Origin of the sequence: [Clostridium] celerecrescens 18A (assembly GCF_002797975.1) — a bacterium.
GTDB lineage: Bacteria > Bacillota > Clostridia > Lachnospirales > Lachnospiraceae > Lacrimispora > Lacrimispora celerecrescens.
The window spans coordinates 2,025,361-2,043,526 of the sequence record NZ_PGET01000001.1 but is presented as its reverse complement, the minus strand read 5'-3'; the positions used below and the strand labels follow the sequence as shown (position 1 = coordinate 2,043,526).

Genomic DNA, 18,166 nt, shown 5'->3' with positions numbered 1-18,166 from the left:
GAATATTTATCGGTAATAAAGCGATAATAAACCAAAAGTATTTACAATGTTAAAAAATTATAATAGAAACAGAAGGTAGAGAAGGAATGGAAGTTAAAGAGCGAATTGTACAGGATAAAGGCTTAGATCACACTCTTAAATTATTGGAAGAAGGATATCTTTTTATAAAAAATAGAATGGATCTTTATAAATGCAATATTTTCGAGACCCATATCATGGGAGAAAAAGCTATTTGCATTAGTGGAGAAGAAGCATGTAAAATTTTTTATAATGAAGAGTTATTTCAACGAAAAGGTGCAATGCCAAAGAGAATACAAAAAACACTGTTTGGAGTTAATGCCATTCAGGGGATGGATAATAAAGCACATACTCAGCGAAAATTATTTTTCATGTCGTTAATGACTGAAAATCATCAAAAGGAACTTGCGGAGCTTTTTGAGAAAGAAATGGAAGCTTCCGTTCATAAATGGGCGGATATGGAAAAAGTTGTACTATTTCACGAAGTTAAAAATGTTATATGCAAGATAGCATGTTTCTGGACTGGAGTTCCATTGCCGGAATCTGATGTAGAAAGCAGGGCAGATGATTTTTGTGCTATGGTTGATGGACTGGGCGGAGTTGGGCCAAGATACTGGAAAGGAAAGGCGGCACGAAATAGAACCGAGGAATGGATAAGAGGAATCATAGACGATGTAAGACAAGAGAAGCTGATAGTAAAAGATGATTCCGCACTTCATTTAATGGCTTTTCACAGAGAGCCTGATGGCAGCCAAATGGAGTTACAGATGGCTGCAAAAGAGCTTATAAACGTAATAAGACCTATTGTCGCTATTTCAACATACATTACTTTTACAGCATTAGCAATGTATGAACATCCTGAGTGTCATGAAGAACTGACTCGTGGTGATAACAATTATTTTGAAATGTTTGTGCAGGAAGTTCGTAGATTCTATCCGTTTACCCCATTTTTAGGAGCAAGGGTACACAAGGACTTTGTCTGGAATCAGTATGAGTTTAAAAAAGGGGTACTTGTATTACTTGATGTTTATGGGATGAATCATAATTCTAAAATATGGAGTAATCCTGATGAATTTCTGCCGGAGCGCTTTAAGGAACAAAAAGACCGGACATTTAGCTTTATCCCGCAAGGCGGCGGCGATCCAGGAAAGGGGCATCGCTGTCCTGGTGAAGGTATTACGATTGAGATAATGAAAGCAGGTTTAAACTTTCTTGTTAATAAAATTGACTTTGAAGTTCCAGAACAAGACTTAACCTACAGCCTTTCAAGAATTCCCACTTTGCCTGAAAGCGGATTTATCATAAAAAATATTAGAAAGAAATTGTAACAGACACATTGTAACGCAGATTAAGCGGATTGAAGACAAGGGAACTGATCAGTCATTATCTTAAGCCGGATCGTATTTAAAGCTCTTTTATTCTTATGGGAAAACTTGTACTGCCTATCTTTGTTCAGTATTCTTGGAGTGGGTAAGTTTTTGCTGCCGACTAACCCGTTCCCTGACCTGATTCAGAAACGAAGCCGGTTCCAGTACCCGATGGGAGAGATCCGGGAGCTGATGGGCGGATATGCATAAACATAAATGATAGATTTCAAAAATGGGCTGCCCTTGGCACGGAAATGTGCCAGAGGTGCCTGTTTGTGAAATTTACGCCTTAAGCCGATAACCCGCACCCCGCACCGTCTGGATATACGCCTGGATCTTCCTCTATTTTGTCCCTCAGCCGGTTGATGTGGACGGCGACAGAGGCATTATCTCCCATAGCCTCCATACCCCAGATACGCTCGTAAAGCGTTTCCCGGTTGAAGACCACATCATCGTTGAGTGCCATAAACAGTAAAACTCATATTCCTTGTTTTTCAGTTCGATTTCAATGTCATTCACATAGACCCTGCGAGTATCGGTACTTATGCGGATATTGCCGAACGTAATCGGTATCGGTTCGGTCCTATCCGTTTTCTTCAATCTGGCATATCGTGCCAAATGCGCCTTAACCCGTGCCACCAGCACACTGGGAGAAAAAGGCTTCTCAATATAATCATCCGCGCCAAGTCCAAGTCCGCGTATCTTATCAATATCCTCCTAACGTGCCGTGAACATCAGGATAGGAATGTCCAGTGTCTCCCGCAGCTTGCGGCAGACGGTAAAACCGTCAATACCGGGAAGCATTAGATCAAGCAGGATTCCATCTGCTTCGGTTGCACTCCCGTACTGATAGATAGTTTTACCAGAGGAATCCACGGATAACGCTATGGAGTTTTTGTCCAGTATCCTGCTGATCCCAGCCAGATCTTCCATTGCATAAAAAAGTGATTTTGCTGAAACAGGGAAACTGTTTTATAGTTTATGAAGAGTTTAACTTCAATTTAACTGGACTTTATGTTTGAATAATATAACTTATCTGAACTGGCAAAGCAAGTGAAGATAAAAGGGCTTTATTTCAGCTTGTCCATCCGATGGTCAAAAATGGTTCGCTTTCGATGAAATGGTTAATAAACGGAAATTAAGACTGGATATAAATGGAGGAAAAAATGGAGGCACCAATACAAGGTCTATCTACGCAGGAAGTAATGGATCGCAAAGAACGGGGAGATATGGGAAAACCACCAGGTTCCATTACAAAAACCAAAGCGCAGGTATTTAAAGAAAACATTTTTACATTATTTAATTTGCTCAATTTTATAATTGCGGCATTGCTTTTCGCTGTCGGTGCTTATTCCAATATGATTTTTATTGTCATTATTATAATCAATATTGTGATCGGGATTGCACAGGAACTGAAAGCAAAAAAACTGATAGACGAGCTGTCGATCTTGAACCGGCCAAAGGCAAAATTGGTAAGAGATGGCAGAGAGATTGTCGTTGAAACCGAGGACATTGTTATAGATGATGTAATGGTACTGGAAAGCGGACATCAAATCTGCAATGACGGGATTGTACTTGGCGGTATGGCAGAAGTTAATGAATCGCTGTTAACCGGCGAGAGTGATGCCATATTAAAGACAGAGGGCAGCGAGCTTTTTTCCGGAAGCTTTGTCGTCACAGGAAAATGCTATGCAAAAACAACGCACGTAGGCAGTGAAAATTATGCCGTAAAGCTTATGGAAGAAACCAAAAAAGCCAAGAGAGTGTCGTCTGAATTGCTCGGTTCCATGAAACAGGTGACCCGCTTTACAAGCTTTCTCATTGTACCGTTGGGGATTCTGTTGTTCCTTGAAGCAATCATGCTCAGGCAAGTATTGGTCTCGGATGCTGTCGTATCTTCTTCGGCGGCACTTTTGGGGATGCTGCCCAAAGGATTGGTGCTCCTGATTGCCGTTTCGCTTGCAAACGGCGTTATCCGTCTGGCAAACATGAAGATTCTGGTCCAGAATATCTATTCCCTGGAGACACTGGCTCATGTGGATGTTCTGTGCCTTGATAAAACGGGAACCATCACAGACGGTAAGATGAAGGTTAAGGAAGTGCTTCCGTTATCTGATTCAACGAATAAAAAACTGTCACCGCTGATTCAGTCTTATCTTGCTGCGAGCAATGATAATAACGCTACCTTTCAGGCTCTTCAAGAGCATTTTGGAACAAATTCCGTGTACCAGCAGACATATAAAGTTCCTTTTTCCTCCCTTCGGAAATGGGGGGCGGTCAGCTTTCACACTGCCGGAACAGTATTCATTGGTGCGGCTGAGAGGATTATGAATGTTTTGCCTTCGGATGTAGAACACCAGATAGAAAAGGGCTGCCGTGCTGTTGTAATAGGCTATTACAATGGCGAATGGCAAAATGAAAGAGAACTGCCGGATGAGATTGAACCGCTGTGCGCCGTTATTTTAGAAGATAACATTCGAAAAGGCACTGCAAAAACGCTGGAGTATTTTCGTAAAGAAGGTGTTGAAGTAAAAGTTATTTCCGGTGATCATATTAAAACAGTGTCTATCATCGCGAAGAAAGCAGGATTAGAGGAATGGGAAAATGCAGTCGATCTGTCCTCCTTTGGAGAGATTACGGATTATGACAGCATATGCATGAAATATACAGTATTCGCCCGGGTGACACCGAAACAAAAGCAGTTGCTTGTGATGGCTATGAAGCGCGCAGGACATCAGGTGGCGATGACTGGTGATGGTGTGAATGATCTTTTGGCCCTTAGAGAAGCAGATTGTTCTATCGCCATAGCCGAAGGCAGTGATGCCAGCCGTCAGATTTCACAGATCGTTTTGTTAGACTCAGATTTTGCGAATCTGCCGCAGGTGGTGTTGGAAGGAAGAAAAGTGATTAATCATGTGACCAGAACAGCAGGGATATTCTTTATTAAGACGATCTATTCTTTGCTACTGTCCCTTTTCTTCCTGCTGTTCAACATGCCTTTTCCGTTTATTCCAATTCAAATTACGCTGATTGATGCCTTTATCGAAGCATATCCATCGTTTCTGACGATTTTTGAATCGAATACAAAGAGGGTTCGCAGCTCTTTCTTAAGGACAGCATTGGCAAATGCTGCACCGTTTGCACTGACAATTACAGCTGGAATCATTTTTATCAGCCTTACCTTACCATTTGATACACAGCAGAGGCAGACGATTATGTACATGCTTTTGATTCTGGTATCTATGCTGTCAGTTATTAAAAGTTGTATTCCATTTACAAAGCTGCGTATATTTATTTGTGTTACAATGGTGTTTGGGGCATTTGGTGCGCTGTGGATATTGCCGCAGTTGTTTGAAATTTCTGCCATGACCAGGGCGATGTTATCTTATATAGGAGAAGTATTTGTAGGGCTCTTGCTATTTTTGGCACTTCTGATCGGTATAAAGCAAAATATTGAGAAACATGATGACCTCGGCTAAATTCCAGCCTTACGCTAATCTTACTAGGAGAAATACATGGAAAATTATTTGCAAAAAGAGTTGGATGCTGCATTACAGCTCATATGTACTACCATAAATAATTGTGAAAAAATGCAATTAAAATTTGCTGAGGGTACATCACAGCATTCTCTTTTAAAGAATAGAATTAAGGCGTTGTATATTTCAAAAGCTTTAATAGAAAAAGATAGTAATATAGGGATGTATACGAAAACAGATTTAATAAAAGCATTACCGCCTGTTCAATCGATCATAAGCAAAACTGAGAAGGCCCAAATTAAATATGACAAAGAAACAATTCAGTACAGGCGATTCACCCCTATCATAAATGCAATGAATGTTTCGAAAGATTTTATAGAGAACGAAATAACGAATCGAACGTCGTAAATCTTGCCAATAAAAGCCACTGGTTATACTGTAGGGGTATGAATTTGATGTCAGCATATAAGAAATAGATTTTCTTGAGTCACTCATTATTGACATTTCAAGCAAATAATAGTACAATAGTAAAAAATAATTCGAGGTGAAAAAATGATTAATTTTTCTTGCTAATTTTTCCAGTACACTTAATACAAAGCGAAACAGGGCTGTCCTGTTTGTTTTGTTGTACTCATGCAAGAAAGATATTCTTTTTTCTCTTAATTTATACACTTGTGTTGTGCTATAATTTTAGCTTAACTGCGTATATTTATGAGCTGTAAGAATAATTAATTCTTGCAGCTCTTATTTTTTTTATATAATCAGATAAGGAGGATATTATGATGAATAAAGATACTTTACTAACACATGTTTCTATCCATATAGAGTCGGATACTGCAGGCGGCATTTATATGGAGTAATAATAAGGTCGCCGATTGTTCCGACTTTGTCATTTATATTTTAAAATTCAGAGGAGGACAAAATTATGTCTTTAATAAATGTAGCAAACCTGACCTTTGCTTATGAAGGTAGTTATGATAATATTTTTGAAAATGTCAGCTTTCAGATTGATACCGATTGGAAATTAGGCTTTACCGGAAGAAATGGCAGAGGGAAGACTACTTTTCTAAATCTTTTGCTGGGTAAATACGAATATAGCGGAAGCATTTCAGCGAATGTGACGTTTGAATATTTTCCTTATGAAGTTCAGGAGCAAGATAATTTCACCATAGATATCATAAGGGAGATCAGTCCAAACTCAGAGGATTGGGAGATAGTTAAAGAATTATCATTGTTAGATATGGACTATGACGCTTTATACAGGCAGTATTATACACTATCGAAAGGAGAGCAGACCAAAGCATTGTTGGCTGCCATGTTTTTGAAGGAGAAATCCTTTTTGCTGATCGATGAGCCGACCAACCATTTGGATGCTGAAGCCAGGCAAAAACTGAGTGATTATTTGAAAAAAAAGAAAGGATTTATTCTGATTTCCCATGACAGGTCTTTTTTGGACAATTGTATAGACCATATCTTGTCTATTAATAAAACAAATATTGAAATACAAAAGGGAAATTTTTCTTCATGGTGGAGAAATAAGGAATTACAAGATAATTTTGAACTGGCAGAAAATGAAAAATTAAAAAGGGATATTAACAGACTTTCCAGCTCGGCAAAACGAACATCTACCTGGTCAGACAGTGTTGAAAGCAGTAAGCATGGAACCACTAATTCCGGTAGCAAATTAGATAAAGGATATGTTGGACATAAAGCTGCAAAAATGATGAAGCGTGCTAAAAATATAGAAGCCAGACAACAAAATATGATAGAAGAAAAGTCAAAGCTTCTTAAAAATATTGAATCAAATGAAAGCTTAAAGTTAACACCGTCCACGTTCCATGATAAAAAGCTTGTAGAGCTTACAGATGTTGCTATTAAATATGACGATAAAATTGTCTGTGAAGGAATAAGTTTCACCATTGAGCAAGGTGAAAAGATTGCTGTTCAGGGAAAAAACGGCAGTGGAAAATCAAGTATATTAAAATTGATTTATGGAGATGACATCCCCCATAGTGGAGTTGTAAGTAAGAACAACAAGCTAATCATTTCCTATGTCTCACAAGATACCTCGGATTTATATGGTGATCTATCTGAGTATGCAGATAAAAACTGTATAGATGAGAGTTTATTTAAATCCATGCTTAGAAAACTTGATTTTTCAAGAGAACAGTTTGAAAAGAATATCGAGGATTTTAGCGGAGGACAGAAGAAAAAGGTATTGCTTGCCAAAAGTCTCTGTGAACGGGCGCATTTATATATATGGGATGAACCATTGAACTTTATTGATGTCATTTCCCGTATGCAGATTGAGAAATTATTAATAGAACATGAGCTGACAATTTTGTTTGTCGAGCATGACAGAACGTTTTGTGAAAATGTAGCAACAAAAACAATTAAATTGTAAATGGAAAAGGAAATTAATATGTTTAAAGAGTTAAGAATAGCAACACACAATAGGCTCCATGCAAAGCCGGATGATTTGGGCGACGCTTGCATGGAGTAATATAAGTCGCTAATCATACTGGCTTTGCTTCCTAACGATTAATAGTGAGGAGGAAGCCTGCGTGAAACAGACAAAAACAAAATATAAAATAATGAAACAAATAGTATCAGATTTGAGATTACCTGAGTATAGGTACAAACAGATTACAAATGCAATTTTTCATCAAAGAATAGATAATTTTGATCATATGCAGATACTGCCAAAAGAGTTAAGGATGGCGTTAGTAAATGAATTTGGGAATCGTGTATCAAGTGTAAAACCTGTTTTTATACAAGATTCCAAACAAGTTGAAAAATTGCTGTTCGAATTAACTGATGGAGAAAAAATAGAAGCAGTTGGATTAAAATATAAGCAGGGGTGGGAATCGTTTTGTATATCTACCCAATGCGGCTGTGGTTTTGGCTGTCGCTTTTGTGCAACGGGAAGTGCTGGTTTTAAACGTAATCTTACTGCTGATGAAATAACAGACCAATTACTTTACTTCCTATTTAATTCCCATAAGCTCAATAGTGTTTCGTTTATGGGAATGGGTGAGGCTTTTGCAAATCCGGAGTTATTTGAAGCAGTAAAAATTTTAACGGATCAGAGTTTATTTGGATTAGGGCAGCGAAGAATTACTGTTTCAACAATTGGCATTATACCGGGAATTCAAAGATTGACCAGAGAATTTCCACAAGTGAATCTGACATTTTCCCTTCATTCACCATTTGATAAGCAACGAAACGATTTAATGCCTATCAATAGACGATTTCCATTGAATGAAGTAATGAAAACATTAGATGAACATATCATTCATACGGGCCGGCGAGTGTTTATTGCTTATATTATGCTTGAAGGAATTAATGATACCAAAGATCATGCAGAAGCAGTTGTAAGTTTATTGAAAAGCCGAGGTTCATGGGGGCATTTATATCACATTGATCTAATCCCTTATAATTCTACGGATAAGACAACTTTTAAATTTCAATCTTCAAGTGCTATCAGGCAATTTGGCGGTACCCTGAAGAGGGCCGGTATAAGCGTGACGATCAGAACGCAATTTGGTTCTGAAATTAGCGCTGCATGCGGACAGCTGCATTATGAAAATGAATGATGATGCCAGTCTTAAATTTTATACCAAGCACCTACACTTATGTTTTGTTCATGAGCCAATAGCAGAAAACAAGGTACAGGAATAATATTCTGTACCTTGTTTTTTGTATGTCGCGGGGATCCAGGAATCAATCTATCGGTTATCTGATGACTGTTAAAATAATTCGTTTGGAAATATTTATGATTTCGTTATTCTTTTCATTCATTTTTATGCTATTATTAAGTGATTCTATATGTTTTTGCGGGGAGGAAGAATGAATAAAAAAGGCGTAGTAAAGTTAAGCAATATGCGTTACCTGTATTATGGGTTAGGCATCTTGATCGGCTGCTTTGTATTGTGGATTTCTTTGATTGAAGGAAAGCGGCTGCATTATTTAGATATGGAAATTATGCCGGCAAAGCAGAGCTTTGTAATCAATGTAGGGGCAAATGGCGAGGGTGTTGATATTTTTGCTGCGGAAAAAGGCGTTCATGTTTCGGTCAGTTATACAGGCAGGTTGGAAGAGCAGCAGACGAGACTGATAATAGAGGGAAGTATCAGGGGAAAAACTTCAGACAGCACGCCAATCCATCTTTTTATGTTTAGCCTTGACAATACAGATAATTGGCAATGGGAACTGTTAAGTTCTGTGGGGTTGTCTTCGATTCACTATAGTCAGGGAGAGATGGCAAATATTCGGGGGTACCTCTACCTGTTTGCCGTTATCATATTTGGGGTACTGGGTGTTTTTCAACTTTTAAAAAATAATCGTAAAAAGAGAAGCTATGCAAAAGAAAGATTACTGGAATTTAAGGATGACCCAGTGAATCAGGCAGCATTTGAGGCAGGGAAGCGGTGGTTTTTAATCCATGACAGAAGACGATACTGGAACCGATGCCTGATATTATTATTTGCCTGCGGATCAGGTTTTTACATTTTCCAGGAATATTTATACGAGTGGGTCTTTCTGAATTCATTAGACTACATAGGAACTGTTTTTATATTAAGCCTGGTGATTTTGAGTTTAGGCGTTACTTTGAGAGTTTATTGGGCAAAAAAGCATATGGAGGTACTTACAAAAGAGAACCGGCCCCTTACAGCGGCGGCAGCTTTTTTAATGGAGGCAGCCTATGGTTCCTATCGGTATCCGTCTTACTATAAGAAACAGATACATAATGCTGCCGTCGGATTTGCCAGGGCTGGAAGATTTGAGCAGGCACTGAAGCTGGCAGATAATGACTGGAAGGGCGTTCATGAAAAGAAATTGATGCAGCTGGTTCACAGCAATCTATGCTTCGTATGCTACATAGGGCTGGGATGGCAAGGAGATGCCGAAGCAGAATATTTATACCAGAAGCAGCTTGTTAATAATTATCCCAAATTAAAAAGAATTGGAGAGGCAATGCTTCTGTTGTCTGAAATCAGGAAGGCTTATATGGATCAGAAATTTGGACAGGTGGAAGCCTATGTGAATGTATATTGTGACCGTTTTCCAGATGCATATCATCGCATACCGCTTATGCCCATTCAGATGAATGTTTATAAACAAGCAGGTGAAATGGATAAGGCGAAAAATATCTGCGGGAATCTGCTTTCATACAGCCCTGAAAATAAAGCAGTCAGGGAGGCAATGGGATATGGAGCTTGTACCTATGCGGAATCTCCAGGCTTTCTCAAAGATAAGGCCGGCCTAGTGTGCCGGATTGTTTTAACCGGAGTACTTGGTATTTACACGGTACTGTTTGGAATCCTTATGCTAATGGGGTCACATCATTGGGGATCAAATAAAACGATAGTATATGAAGAGACGAAAGCCGAAGAATTCCTACCGCAAACAAATGCCACAGAGAAGGCAGAAGCTGAGTCTATGGAAACAGAGATGTCTGAAACGGAGCAGGAGCCGGCTTTTCCGGCTTCTGACTCTCAGGCGCCAGGCTTTGAACTGGATTTGCCAAAAGAATGGAATCGCCTGGCAGTCAGAAATGAGTTTAAAGGAGGATGCAGCTACCATCAGAAAAAATCCTTTGATTTGATGGGGGATGGAGTACTATTCTATATTCAGGCGTACCCGGACTGCAGCTATGTTAATCTGCCTGATTATGAAATATGGGGGTATGATGGTCCCTATGTATATGTAATGTCACTGCCCACGGATGTGACATTTTATATGGATGACAATGCCATAATGGAGGAATACAATAAAATGCATGGTGAAATCAGTCAAATCAGGGATACTTTCCGGATTCAGTCTGATACAGCAAAATATGACGGATCAGAATTTGTATTTCCTAACAGCAGCGATAGCCTGTTGCAGGAGCCCGATTTATGGAACCTTTCAGCCAGTCAGCTGCGGATTGCAAGAAACGAGATTTATGCAAGGCATGGCAGGCGGTTTGCTGATGAAGAATTGCAGAGGTATTTTAATCAATGCAGCTGGTATGAAGGAACGATTGATCCAAATGATTTTAAGGAAGATGTGCTGAATGAAACAGAGCGTTTCAATGTCCGTTTGATTCATGAACAGCAGAAACGTATGGAGTAGGAATTTGGAGGCTGTAACCCATGCAAGAGAATAAAGGAAGAATGAGTTGGAAAACATTTTGGCTTTTAATGGTAAATCCTCTGACAGCAGCGGTATATCTTGTGTTTTTGCAACGCTTATACCGATTGTGCCAGTTTGGAGGAAAGCGAAGGAATATACCGATATTAGCAGGCTGTTTGGTATTTTTCTGTGTAATGCTCTTAATAGCGATGATAGCATCAGTGAAAAAAGGGAGAAGGGCAGAAGAACAAACTGATATTCTGAAAGAAGCCGTATTACGAAAGAATAATAAAGGCAGATGGTTATATAGAAGTTATATGTCGGTGCTTCTGATATTTTATATTGGAACTACATTGTTTTATGGTGAGAAAATTGTACTTAGCGCCAGTAATTTTAATGGAAAATTATCATGGTTTTTATATGAAAGAACCCATAAAAGGACGGTAGAGATTGCTCATGATCATGTGTTTTCTGGTGGAGTAGATAAAATGATAGAGGATTTGAAGCAAACGCTTCAAATGCCGGAAGAGCTTTATGTCGCTACCAGTTTTAATCTTCATTTCAAACCAGATGGAACCATAACTTCGTTGGAGACCTATTTGTATGGAATAGATGATAAAGGTAAATTAAAGACCTATCTGATCAGTTATGATGGGAGCAAGTCAAAACGTGCGACTGTGTATTTGGATGGATCAGTATCAGAGCAGGATAAAGACCGTAAGAAATTGCAGCCGATGCTTGATATTCTAAAACAAGTGAATCTGGAAGAAGCTGTGCAGCCGTGGGGGGAACAGGAATACGGCCTCATTTATTACGGAGTGAGGGATTGGGGAAATGATTCGACAGGAATCATTTGTCTGGATTTAAATGAGGGCAATCAGGCGAGCGCTGAGACCGGATCCAATATTCGCGGGTATACAGTTTCTGTGTTTGTTCCTGGCAAAGAAAATGAAATCACGCCAAAACGCTATCTGGCAGCATCAAAGGAGGAGGAGCAATCTGGCAGCGAAGCAATGTCTGAAGATAAGCCTGCCGCAATTAATCCAGATGAAGAATTTCAATTTGAAAATGGTGACCGGTTCCGTCTGAATGTAGCAGATGCCGCTCTTGGCAGCCGTTATTACACCCTGGAGTGCAGTGATGATGGAGGAATAAACTGGAAGGTTGTGAATCTAGACCCGTTTTTAGGTCAGACTGGGGTGGCCGCAGGCATTGCCTTTATTGACGAAAAGCTGGGATTTTTCTGTCTTTCACATAATGGCGGCGATGAGGCAGAGCTATACCGGACAGATGATGGTGGAAAAACAACGGAGCCAGTACAGCTTCCGTATTCCGTTATGGAAGAAAATCTGAACCAGGATTCCCCGTTTGATTTCCCCCAAATGCCATATGAAGAAGATGGGATTCTGAAAATGGTAATAGGACAGGGGGCTGATGGGGGACAAGAGGTACTTTACCAATCAGAAGATGGAGGAATCAGCTGGGAATTTGTAATGGAGAACAACGATCTTTATCGATACGGAAGAATATTTTCCAAACGCACAGATGTGATTGAAGAATGTATTAGATCGGGTATTTTCACAGGGACATGTATATGAGGTGCTTCGGGAAGGTGCAGTTCCGGTTGTAAAAATTGATAATATTAAATATGAACTAATCCCTGAAGCAATCAGCGGCAGAATGCCAATCCATGGAGTAAGATTACGTCGTTACAATCTGTAAGGAGCTTGTTATGTCAAGGCAACGAACAATTGAAAAAATAATGGAATCAGAATATGTATCAATCGGAGAATTGGTACGACTGACCAATACCAGATACAGCACCCTAAAGTTCTATACAGAAGAGGGGATGCTGCCTTTTGAACAGGCAGAAACGAATCTGACCAGGAGATTCAAACGTGAAGAAGCAATCACCCGTATAGAGGAAATAAGGGAAATGCATCAGAACGGCAAAACCATACCGCAGATAAAGGAACTGCTTCAGGAACCTGCGAAAGGTCAGGAATAAATTAAATAGCAGCATTTCCAATGTGGGTTTTCAAGGAGCAGATATGTTTTGTCTGATAAAAGGGAGGAGCCGGCAAGATCGGGGGAATCCTGCCGGCTGTATGAAAAAAAGTTTTATTTTAAAGGGTTATTGGCCTCTTTACATTTATGAATATACCTGTAAAATGTGACGGGAGTTTGATGAAACTGTGAAGAGTTTGTGAAAGTAGAAAAAGGTGATTAAGGATAAAACAAAAACCAGCAGGCTGGCTGAATCCTGCTGGGCATTAAGTAATATTTATAATACTTGGACATGAAGAGCATCGGCTTCATTTGGAATAATCGTATTTTGAAAATTGGTATGAGCCACGATCACGTCCACTAATAAACCAGGATGAAGCGAACGAAGAGGAACAGGGTTGCTGTCTTTATCTCGAATTGTAGTTATATTGCTGATATTAAATTTTATTTGATTATCTGTATTATTAGGATCGCCAGTATAGAGAAAAGAGTTATCGATATCTACTTTTGCGATTCGATCTATAACAAAGCTCAGTGGCGGCTGATCGTATGTTCTTGCAACAATTAAATCTGCATCTACCTGTGGCGGAGTGAGTCCTACATTAATTGGTGAAAATAAGGAATCTACCAACATGCCTTCTTCGATGTCGGATAAGAATATATGATAGCCGTATGAATTTAGTATGACAGTGCTAATGGTTACATTAAGTCTTAAGGATTCCGATATGGCCTCATTTTGTTCATAATTGGCGTAGAGAATGTCAAGATATCCGGTATTATTATTAATAAGAAAAACCTCATCAACCACTGCATTATGGATTTGTAGCATTCGTCCAACTTGCCTGATTGTACCTAAATTACATATGTGCATTCGTGGCCTCTTTATGACTTTACTCATCTTTATAATATATGCATAAATAAATTTAAGATACGTGTTATTAAAAAGAAAGGGGAATTGATTGATAAAAAACCTTAGGGTCACTAGGTCTATTATTCAAATATGGGACAATCTGGAGGAGTCTGCTTTGGCTCCTCTTTTTTCTTTCCACCTCCTGTCATTTTCTGATGACAAGGAATGAATGGAAAGTTATACTGCTTAGGAGCATAATAAAACCAGAAGGAAAGTGATTGTATGATACAGGATTTGACACAAAAGCAGATACAGCTTTTGAATTGCCTGATGCATCAGGATAATGCCATGGATGGGGAAGAGTTGGCGAAACGGCTTGGAATCTCTTCCAGAACGGTAATGCGGTATCTCTCGGTTCTAAGTGAGGAACTGAAAACGTTTGATGTGTCCATTTCCCGTAAAAGGGGACAGGGGTATGCTTTGGAGGGAAACAAGGCGGCATTAAAGCCTCTTCTTACCCAGAAAGAATACCGCCAGAAAGATGGAGATAAACGGATTCATGAGATGATTCTAGAAATCATCGACCGGGATGAGATCACCATTGAGAAACTCAGCGATATCATGTTTTTAAGCTCGTCCACCTTAAATAAAATGACCGCAGATGTGAAGGATTTTTTAGGCAGATACAGGCTGACCCTTGCCGGTAAGCCTTATTATGGCCTCTCCATTACGGGGGAAGAAACAGATATCCGCACTCTTTTGGGGGACATTGGCCTGGATTACTGTAATGCAAAGCTTGTGAATACAGGAATTTATAACATTTCTGAGGAAGAGCTTGAACGGACGGATGAATTGGTGTTCGGATACATTCAGGAATACGGAATGATAGTGGCAGATATGGATTTAAACAATCTGATTGCAAGAATCATCATCGCCCTTTCACGGAACAGAAAAGGGCGTCAAGTCACCGGAATGAAGCTTGGAGCCTCCATTTCCGGCCATAACTATCAGATGATACGCTCTATTATGGAGGCACTGGGTAAGGAATTCCATATTGCAGTTGCAGAGGAGGAGTGCTTTTATGTCATGGTGTGTTCCGGTTTTATGGGATATAACTTAAACCTTGCGGATACCGCTGGCTGTGAGGAAATGCGCCGGTTCGTCAATGACTTTTTAGCGGAGATTTCTCAGCTTACAGGGATTTCCTATAATCAGGATGAGAAAGTGATGAATGTTTTAAGCATGCACTTGAAGGCCCTGATGCAGAGGGCCAGAGCCGGAAACTACTCGCCCAATCCCATTATCGGACAGATCAAAAACAGCTATCCTCTGGAAATGAATTATGCCATCCTGATGGCACAGCGCTTTGAGGAGCGGTTCGGCGTTTCCATCAATGAGGATGAGATCGGTTATCTGACCGTTTATTTAGGTGTTTATGAACCCCAGTCCGGAGAGCGGATTAAGGCGGTGATCCTATGCAATTACGGAATCGGCACGTCTCAGATGATTCTGGAGAAAATTCAGAGCGAAGTTCAGAATATATTTATCTGCAGCGTGTATCCGGTCCGATATTTAAAGCTGGCTTTGGACCGGGAGCCGGATGTGATTATTTCAGCGGTTCCTATGGATGAGTATGAGGGAAATGTTCCTGTAATCGTTTCCCATGATCTTCTGGGCGAGAAAGCAATTTCCGGTATTCAGGAGCAGATCTGGCAGAAGATATGCATTGAAAAGGAGTTAATGAGGTATTTTGACCCGGACTGCTTTGGATATATCAGTGCGGAGAACCGGTTCCAGGCCATTAAAAAGCTGGGTGCTATGCTGGAACGAAACAAAGGAATTGGAAGCCAGATGATAAACGCCATAGAAAAGCGTGAAAGGATCAGTTCCACAGAGGTTGGAAATCTGGTGGCCGTGCCTCATGTGCTGATGCAGGGAGAATTCTCTTCCTGTATTGCTATAGGGATTTTGGATAATCCCGTTCAATGGGGGAGCGAGATGGTTCAGATGGTATTTTTAGCCTGTTTTAACCAGTCTGGAAACCAGTATGCCCGGATTTTCAGAACGCTGTATAAAGTGGTCCACTCAGAGGAACTGGTGCGCCGCCTCATACAGGCGGATGATTTTTATACATTTCAAAATATTATGTGCGGGAGAGAGGTGTGATGATGACGAAGGAAGTGATCAAAAAAGATTATATTTTTACCGGGATGGAATTTGGGAGTAAGGAGGAAGCGCTTCGTTCCATCGCAGAAAAGGCGGTAAGCTTAGGGCTGTGCCGGGATGTGGAAGGAACTTATAAGGGATTTTTGGAACGGGAGTCTCAGGGTCCTACCGGCATGGAGGACGGGTTTGCAATTCCTCATACCCGTTGTGAATCCGTAGTTCAGACGGGAATCATTGTGGTGAAATCGAACAATGAACTGGAGTGGGAATCCTTTGACGGCAAGCCGGTTCATATTATGATTGCTTTAATTGTTCCAAAGGAGAATTACGGAAATGAGCACATTCAGATTCTGGCATCCCTTTCGAGAATGCTGATGAAACAGGAATTCCGGAACAGGCTTATGGAGTCTGATTCCGCCGGGGAGATTTACGAGGTCATTCATCAGGCGGTGTCTATAAACTGATGAATTTCATTTGAGAAGTTGATTCTTCTGGGGACGCCCGGATGATAAATATAAAAAATAATGAGAAAGAGGAAAAATAATGGCAAAGAAAAAATTAGTAGCATTATGCGCATGTACCATGGGGCTGGCCCATACCTTTATGGCGGCTCAGGCCTTAGAGGATGCGGCAAAGGAACTGGGATACGACGTAAAGGTGGAGACCCAGGGGGCGGATGGAATTCAAAATGAGCTGACCCCGGCAGAAATCGCTGAGGCAGATATTATTATTCATGCCGTTGCCATCGCACCCCAGAACAATGAGCGCTTTGACGCCTATGATATTTACGAAATCGGCCTTCAGGATGCGATTAAGAATGCCAAGGGGATTATTCAGGAAATTGAAAGCATGGAAGAGTGAAAAACGAGAGATAAGGGGGATAAAAGAAGATGGCAATTACAAAGAGGAGTGCATTGACAGGGCAGGCAGAAAACAAAAATGCAGGCAGCTCCAATAAGTCTGTACAGCAGAAACCGGAGTTTCAGGAGAAAAAGGGGATTTGGGATACATTGTCACGTCACGTAATGACCGGTATCAGCAACATGATTCCATTCCTGATCATGGGCGGATTGATTCTTGCATTTTCACAGCTTATTCCATATGTAATCCTGAGCGTGGACCCGTCCATAGGTATTCTGGATGCCATGAACAGTGGAGATTATGTTGGATTTAACTTATTTCTTTTGAAATTTTCCGAATTATGTGCGAACTTTGGCGGAACGCTGTTCGGATTTGCGATTCCTATGTTTGCGGCTTTTATGGCGAATTCCATCGGCGGCAAGCTGGCATTTCCGGCCGGTTTTATCGGCGGCTTAATGGCCACAAAGCCAACTGCAGTTGTGAGCCTTGTGGATGGAACCTGGACGGCTGCCTCGCCCGTAGCTTCTACATTTTTAGGAGCGCTGATCATAGCCATTGCAGCCGGGTATTTTGTAAAGTTTTTGAACCAGAAGATTAAAGTGAGCCACAATATGCTGGCATTCAAATCCACATTCCTGATTCCCATGCTGGCGGCCGTGTTTGTCATGCTGGGCATGCATCTGGTGGTAACGCCTCTTGGGGGAATGTTGAATAGCCTGATCAAGTCGGGACTGTCGGCAGCCGGAAAGGCAGGGTCTTATGGGTATACCATTGCTCTGTCTGCTGCTACGGCCATTGATCTAGGCGGCCCTATCAACAAAGCAGCCGGGTTTGTTGCACTTGGATTTACAACCGATAAGGTACTGCCAATTACTGCCCGTGTAGTTGCCATAGTCGTTCCTTCCTTTGGATTGGGGCTAGCGACCTTGATTGATCGTCTGGTAGTAAAGCGCCATGTGTTTGATAAGCAGTTCTACCCTCAGGGGAAGACTGCCATGTTTCTGGCACTGATGGGAATCTCTGAGGGAGCCATTCCATTTGCACTGGAAATGCCTAAGGTAATCATTCCCTCTTACATGATCGGTGCTATATGCGGTTCCCTTTCTGCCACTATATTCGGTGCGGTGCAGTGGTTCCCGGAGTCCGCTGTATGGGCATGGCCTTTGTGCCAGAACATTCCGGCCTATATCGCGGGAATCGTGGTCGGAGCTGTAGTGACGGCTTTGCTGGTCATATTTATCCGCAACAATATGATACTAAAAGGCAGGCTGACGGTAGATTCCAACGACTGATAGAACAGGAGA

Annotated in this window: 16 protein-coding genes; 13 read left to right on the top strand and 3 right to left on the bottom strand. The window is 40.8% G+C overall.

The annotated features are described in order from the left end of the window. Positions 1 to 86 precede the first annotated feature (86 nt). A complete protein-coding gene (locus tag H171_RS09610) occupies positions 87 to 1,346 on the top strand; it encodes a cytochrome P450 (RefSeq protein ID WP_100304934.1) in 1,260 nt (419 codons plus the stop codon). A gap of 328 nt (positions 1,347 to 1,674) precedes the next feature. Here the strand turns inward: H171_RS09610 and H171_RS24565 are convergent, their stop codons facing one another. Continuing rightward, on the bottom strand, positions 1,675 to 1,851 hold the full coding sequence (locus tag H171_RS24565; RefSeq protein WP_242976927.1) for a winged helix-turn-helix domain-containing protein: 177 nt from the start codon (positions 1,849 to 1,851) through the stop codon (positions 1,675 to 1,677). A gap of 251 nt (positions 1,852 to 2,102) precedes the next feature. Next, entirely contained in the window at positions 2,103 to 2,318 is a 216-nt protein-coding gene (locus H171_RS24560; protein WP_242976926.1) for a response regulator, read from the bottom strand. Positions 2,319 to 2,551: 233 nt separating this feature from the next. Here H171_RS24560 and H171_RS09600 point away from each other — a divergent pair, with 233 nt between their 5' ends. From H171_RS09600 to H171_RS09570, 8 genes are all read left to right on the top strand, one after another. Continuing rightward, on the top strand, positions 2,552 to 4,864 hold the full coding sequence (locus H171_RS09600; RefSeq protein WP_100304933.1) for an HAD-IC family P-type ATPase: 2,313 nt from the start codon (positions 2,552 to 2,554) through the stop codon (positions 4,862 to 4,864). A gap of 36 nt (positions 4,865 to 4,900) precedes the next feature. Next, on the top strand, positions 4,901 to 5,269 hold the full coding sequence (locus H171_RS09595) for a hypothetical protein (protein ID WP_100304932.1): 369 nt from the start codon (positions 4,901 to 4,903) through the stop codon (positions 5,267 to 5,269). A 517-nt stretch (positions 5,270 to 5,786) separates the two neighbouring features. Continuing rightward, positions 5,787 to 7,265 carry an Lsa family ABC-F type ribosomal protection protein gene (locus H171_RS09590; RefSeq protein WP_100304931.1) on the top strand — a complete coding sequence of 493 codons (1,479 nt, stop codon included), beginning with the start codon at positions 5,787 to 5,789 and terminating at the stop codon, positions 7,263 to 7,265. Between the two features lie 160 nt (positions 7,266 to 7,425). After that, on the top strand, positions 7,426 to 8,457 hold the full coding sequence (locus H171_RS09585; RefSeq protein WP_100304930.1) for a Cfr family 23S rRNA (adenine(2503)-C(8))-methyltransferase: 1,032 nt from the start codon (positions 7,426 to 7,428) through the stop codon (positions 8,455 to 8,457). A 253-nt stretch (positions 8,458 to 8,710) separates the two neighbouring features. After that, positions 8,711 to 10,978, top strand: a complete 2,268-nt coding sequence (locus H171_RS09580; RefSeq protein ID WP_157803135.1) for a YARHG domain-containing protein — start codon at positions 8,711 to 8,713, stop codon at positions 10,976 to 10,978. Positions 10,979 to 11,024: 46 nt separating this feature from the next. Next, positions 11,025 to 11,234: a hypothetical protein gene (locus H171_RS24115; RefSeq protein ID WP_157803134.1), complete on the top strand. Its 210-nt coding sequence runs from the start codon at positions 11,025 to 11,027 to the stop codon at positions 11,232 to 11,234. A gap of 232 nt (positions 11,235 to 11,466) precedes the next feature. After that, positions 11,467 to 12,576: a WD40/YVTN/BNR-like repeat-containing protein gene (locus H171_RS09575; protein ID WP_157803133.1), complete on the top strand. Its 1,110-nt coding sequence runs from the start codon at positions 11,467 to 11,469 to the stop codon at positions 12,574 to 12,576. Positions 12,577 to 12,710: 134 nt separating this feature from the next. Then, positions 12,711 to 12,986, top strand: a complete 276-nt coding sequence (locus H171_RS09570; RefSeq protein ID WP_100304927.1) for a helix-turn-helix domain-containing protein — start codon at positions 12,711 to 12,713, stop codon at positions 12,984 to 12,986. A gap of 276 nt (positions 12,987 to 13,262) precedes the next feature. Here H171_RS09570 and H171_RS09565 read toward each other — a convergent pair whose 3' ends face one another. Next, complete coding sequence (locus tag H171_RS09565) at positions 13,263 to 13,856, bottom strand: hypothetical protein (RefSeq protein ID WP_100304926.1); 594 nt, start codon at positions 13,854 to 13,856, stop codon at positions 13,263 to 13,265. 261 nt (positions 13,857 to 14,117) lie between these two features. Here H171_RS09565 and H171_RS09560 point away from each other — a divergent pair, with 261 nt between their 5' ends. The 4 genes from H171_RS09560 to H171_RS09545 all read left to right on the top strand — a co-directional run bounded on the left by H171_RS09560 (position 14,118) and on the right by H171_RS09545 (position 18,154). Continuing rightward, the gene (locus H171_RS09560) at positions 14,118 to 16,001 is read left to right on the top strand and encodes a BglG family transcription antiterminator (protein WP_100304925.1); all 1,884 of its coding nucleotides are present in this window, start codon (positions 14,118 to 14,120) and stop codon (positions 15,999 to 16,001) included. Beyond that, positions 16,001 to 16,465 (top strand): PTS sugar transporter subunit IIA, encoded by a 465-nt coding sequence (locus H171_RS09555; protein ID WP_100304924.1) that lies wholly within the window; start codon positions 16,001 to 16,003, stop codon positions 16,463 to 16,465. The genes H171_RS09560 and H171_RS09555 overlap by 1 nt, the downstream gene beginning before the upstream one ends. Positions 16,466 to 16,544: 79 nt before the next feature. Beyond that, positions 16,545 to 16,862 (top strand): PTS fructose transporter subunit IIB, encoded by a 318-nt coding sequence (locus H171_RS09550; protein WP_100304923.1) that lies wholly within the window; start codon positions 16,545 to 16,547, stop codon positions 16,860 to 16,862. A 29-nt stretch (positions 16,863 to 16,891) separates the two neighbouring features. Further along, a complete protein-coding gene (locus H171_RS09545; protein ID WP_100304922.1) occupies positions 16,892 to 18,154 on the top strand; it encodes a PTS fructose transporter subunit IIC in 1,263 nt (420 codons plus the stop codon). Positions 18,155 to 18,166 lie beyond the last annotated feature (12 nt).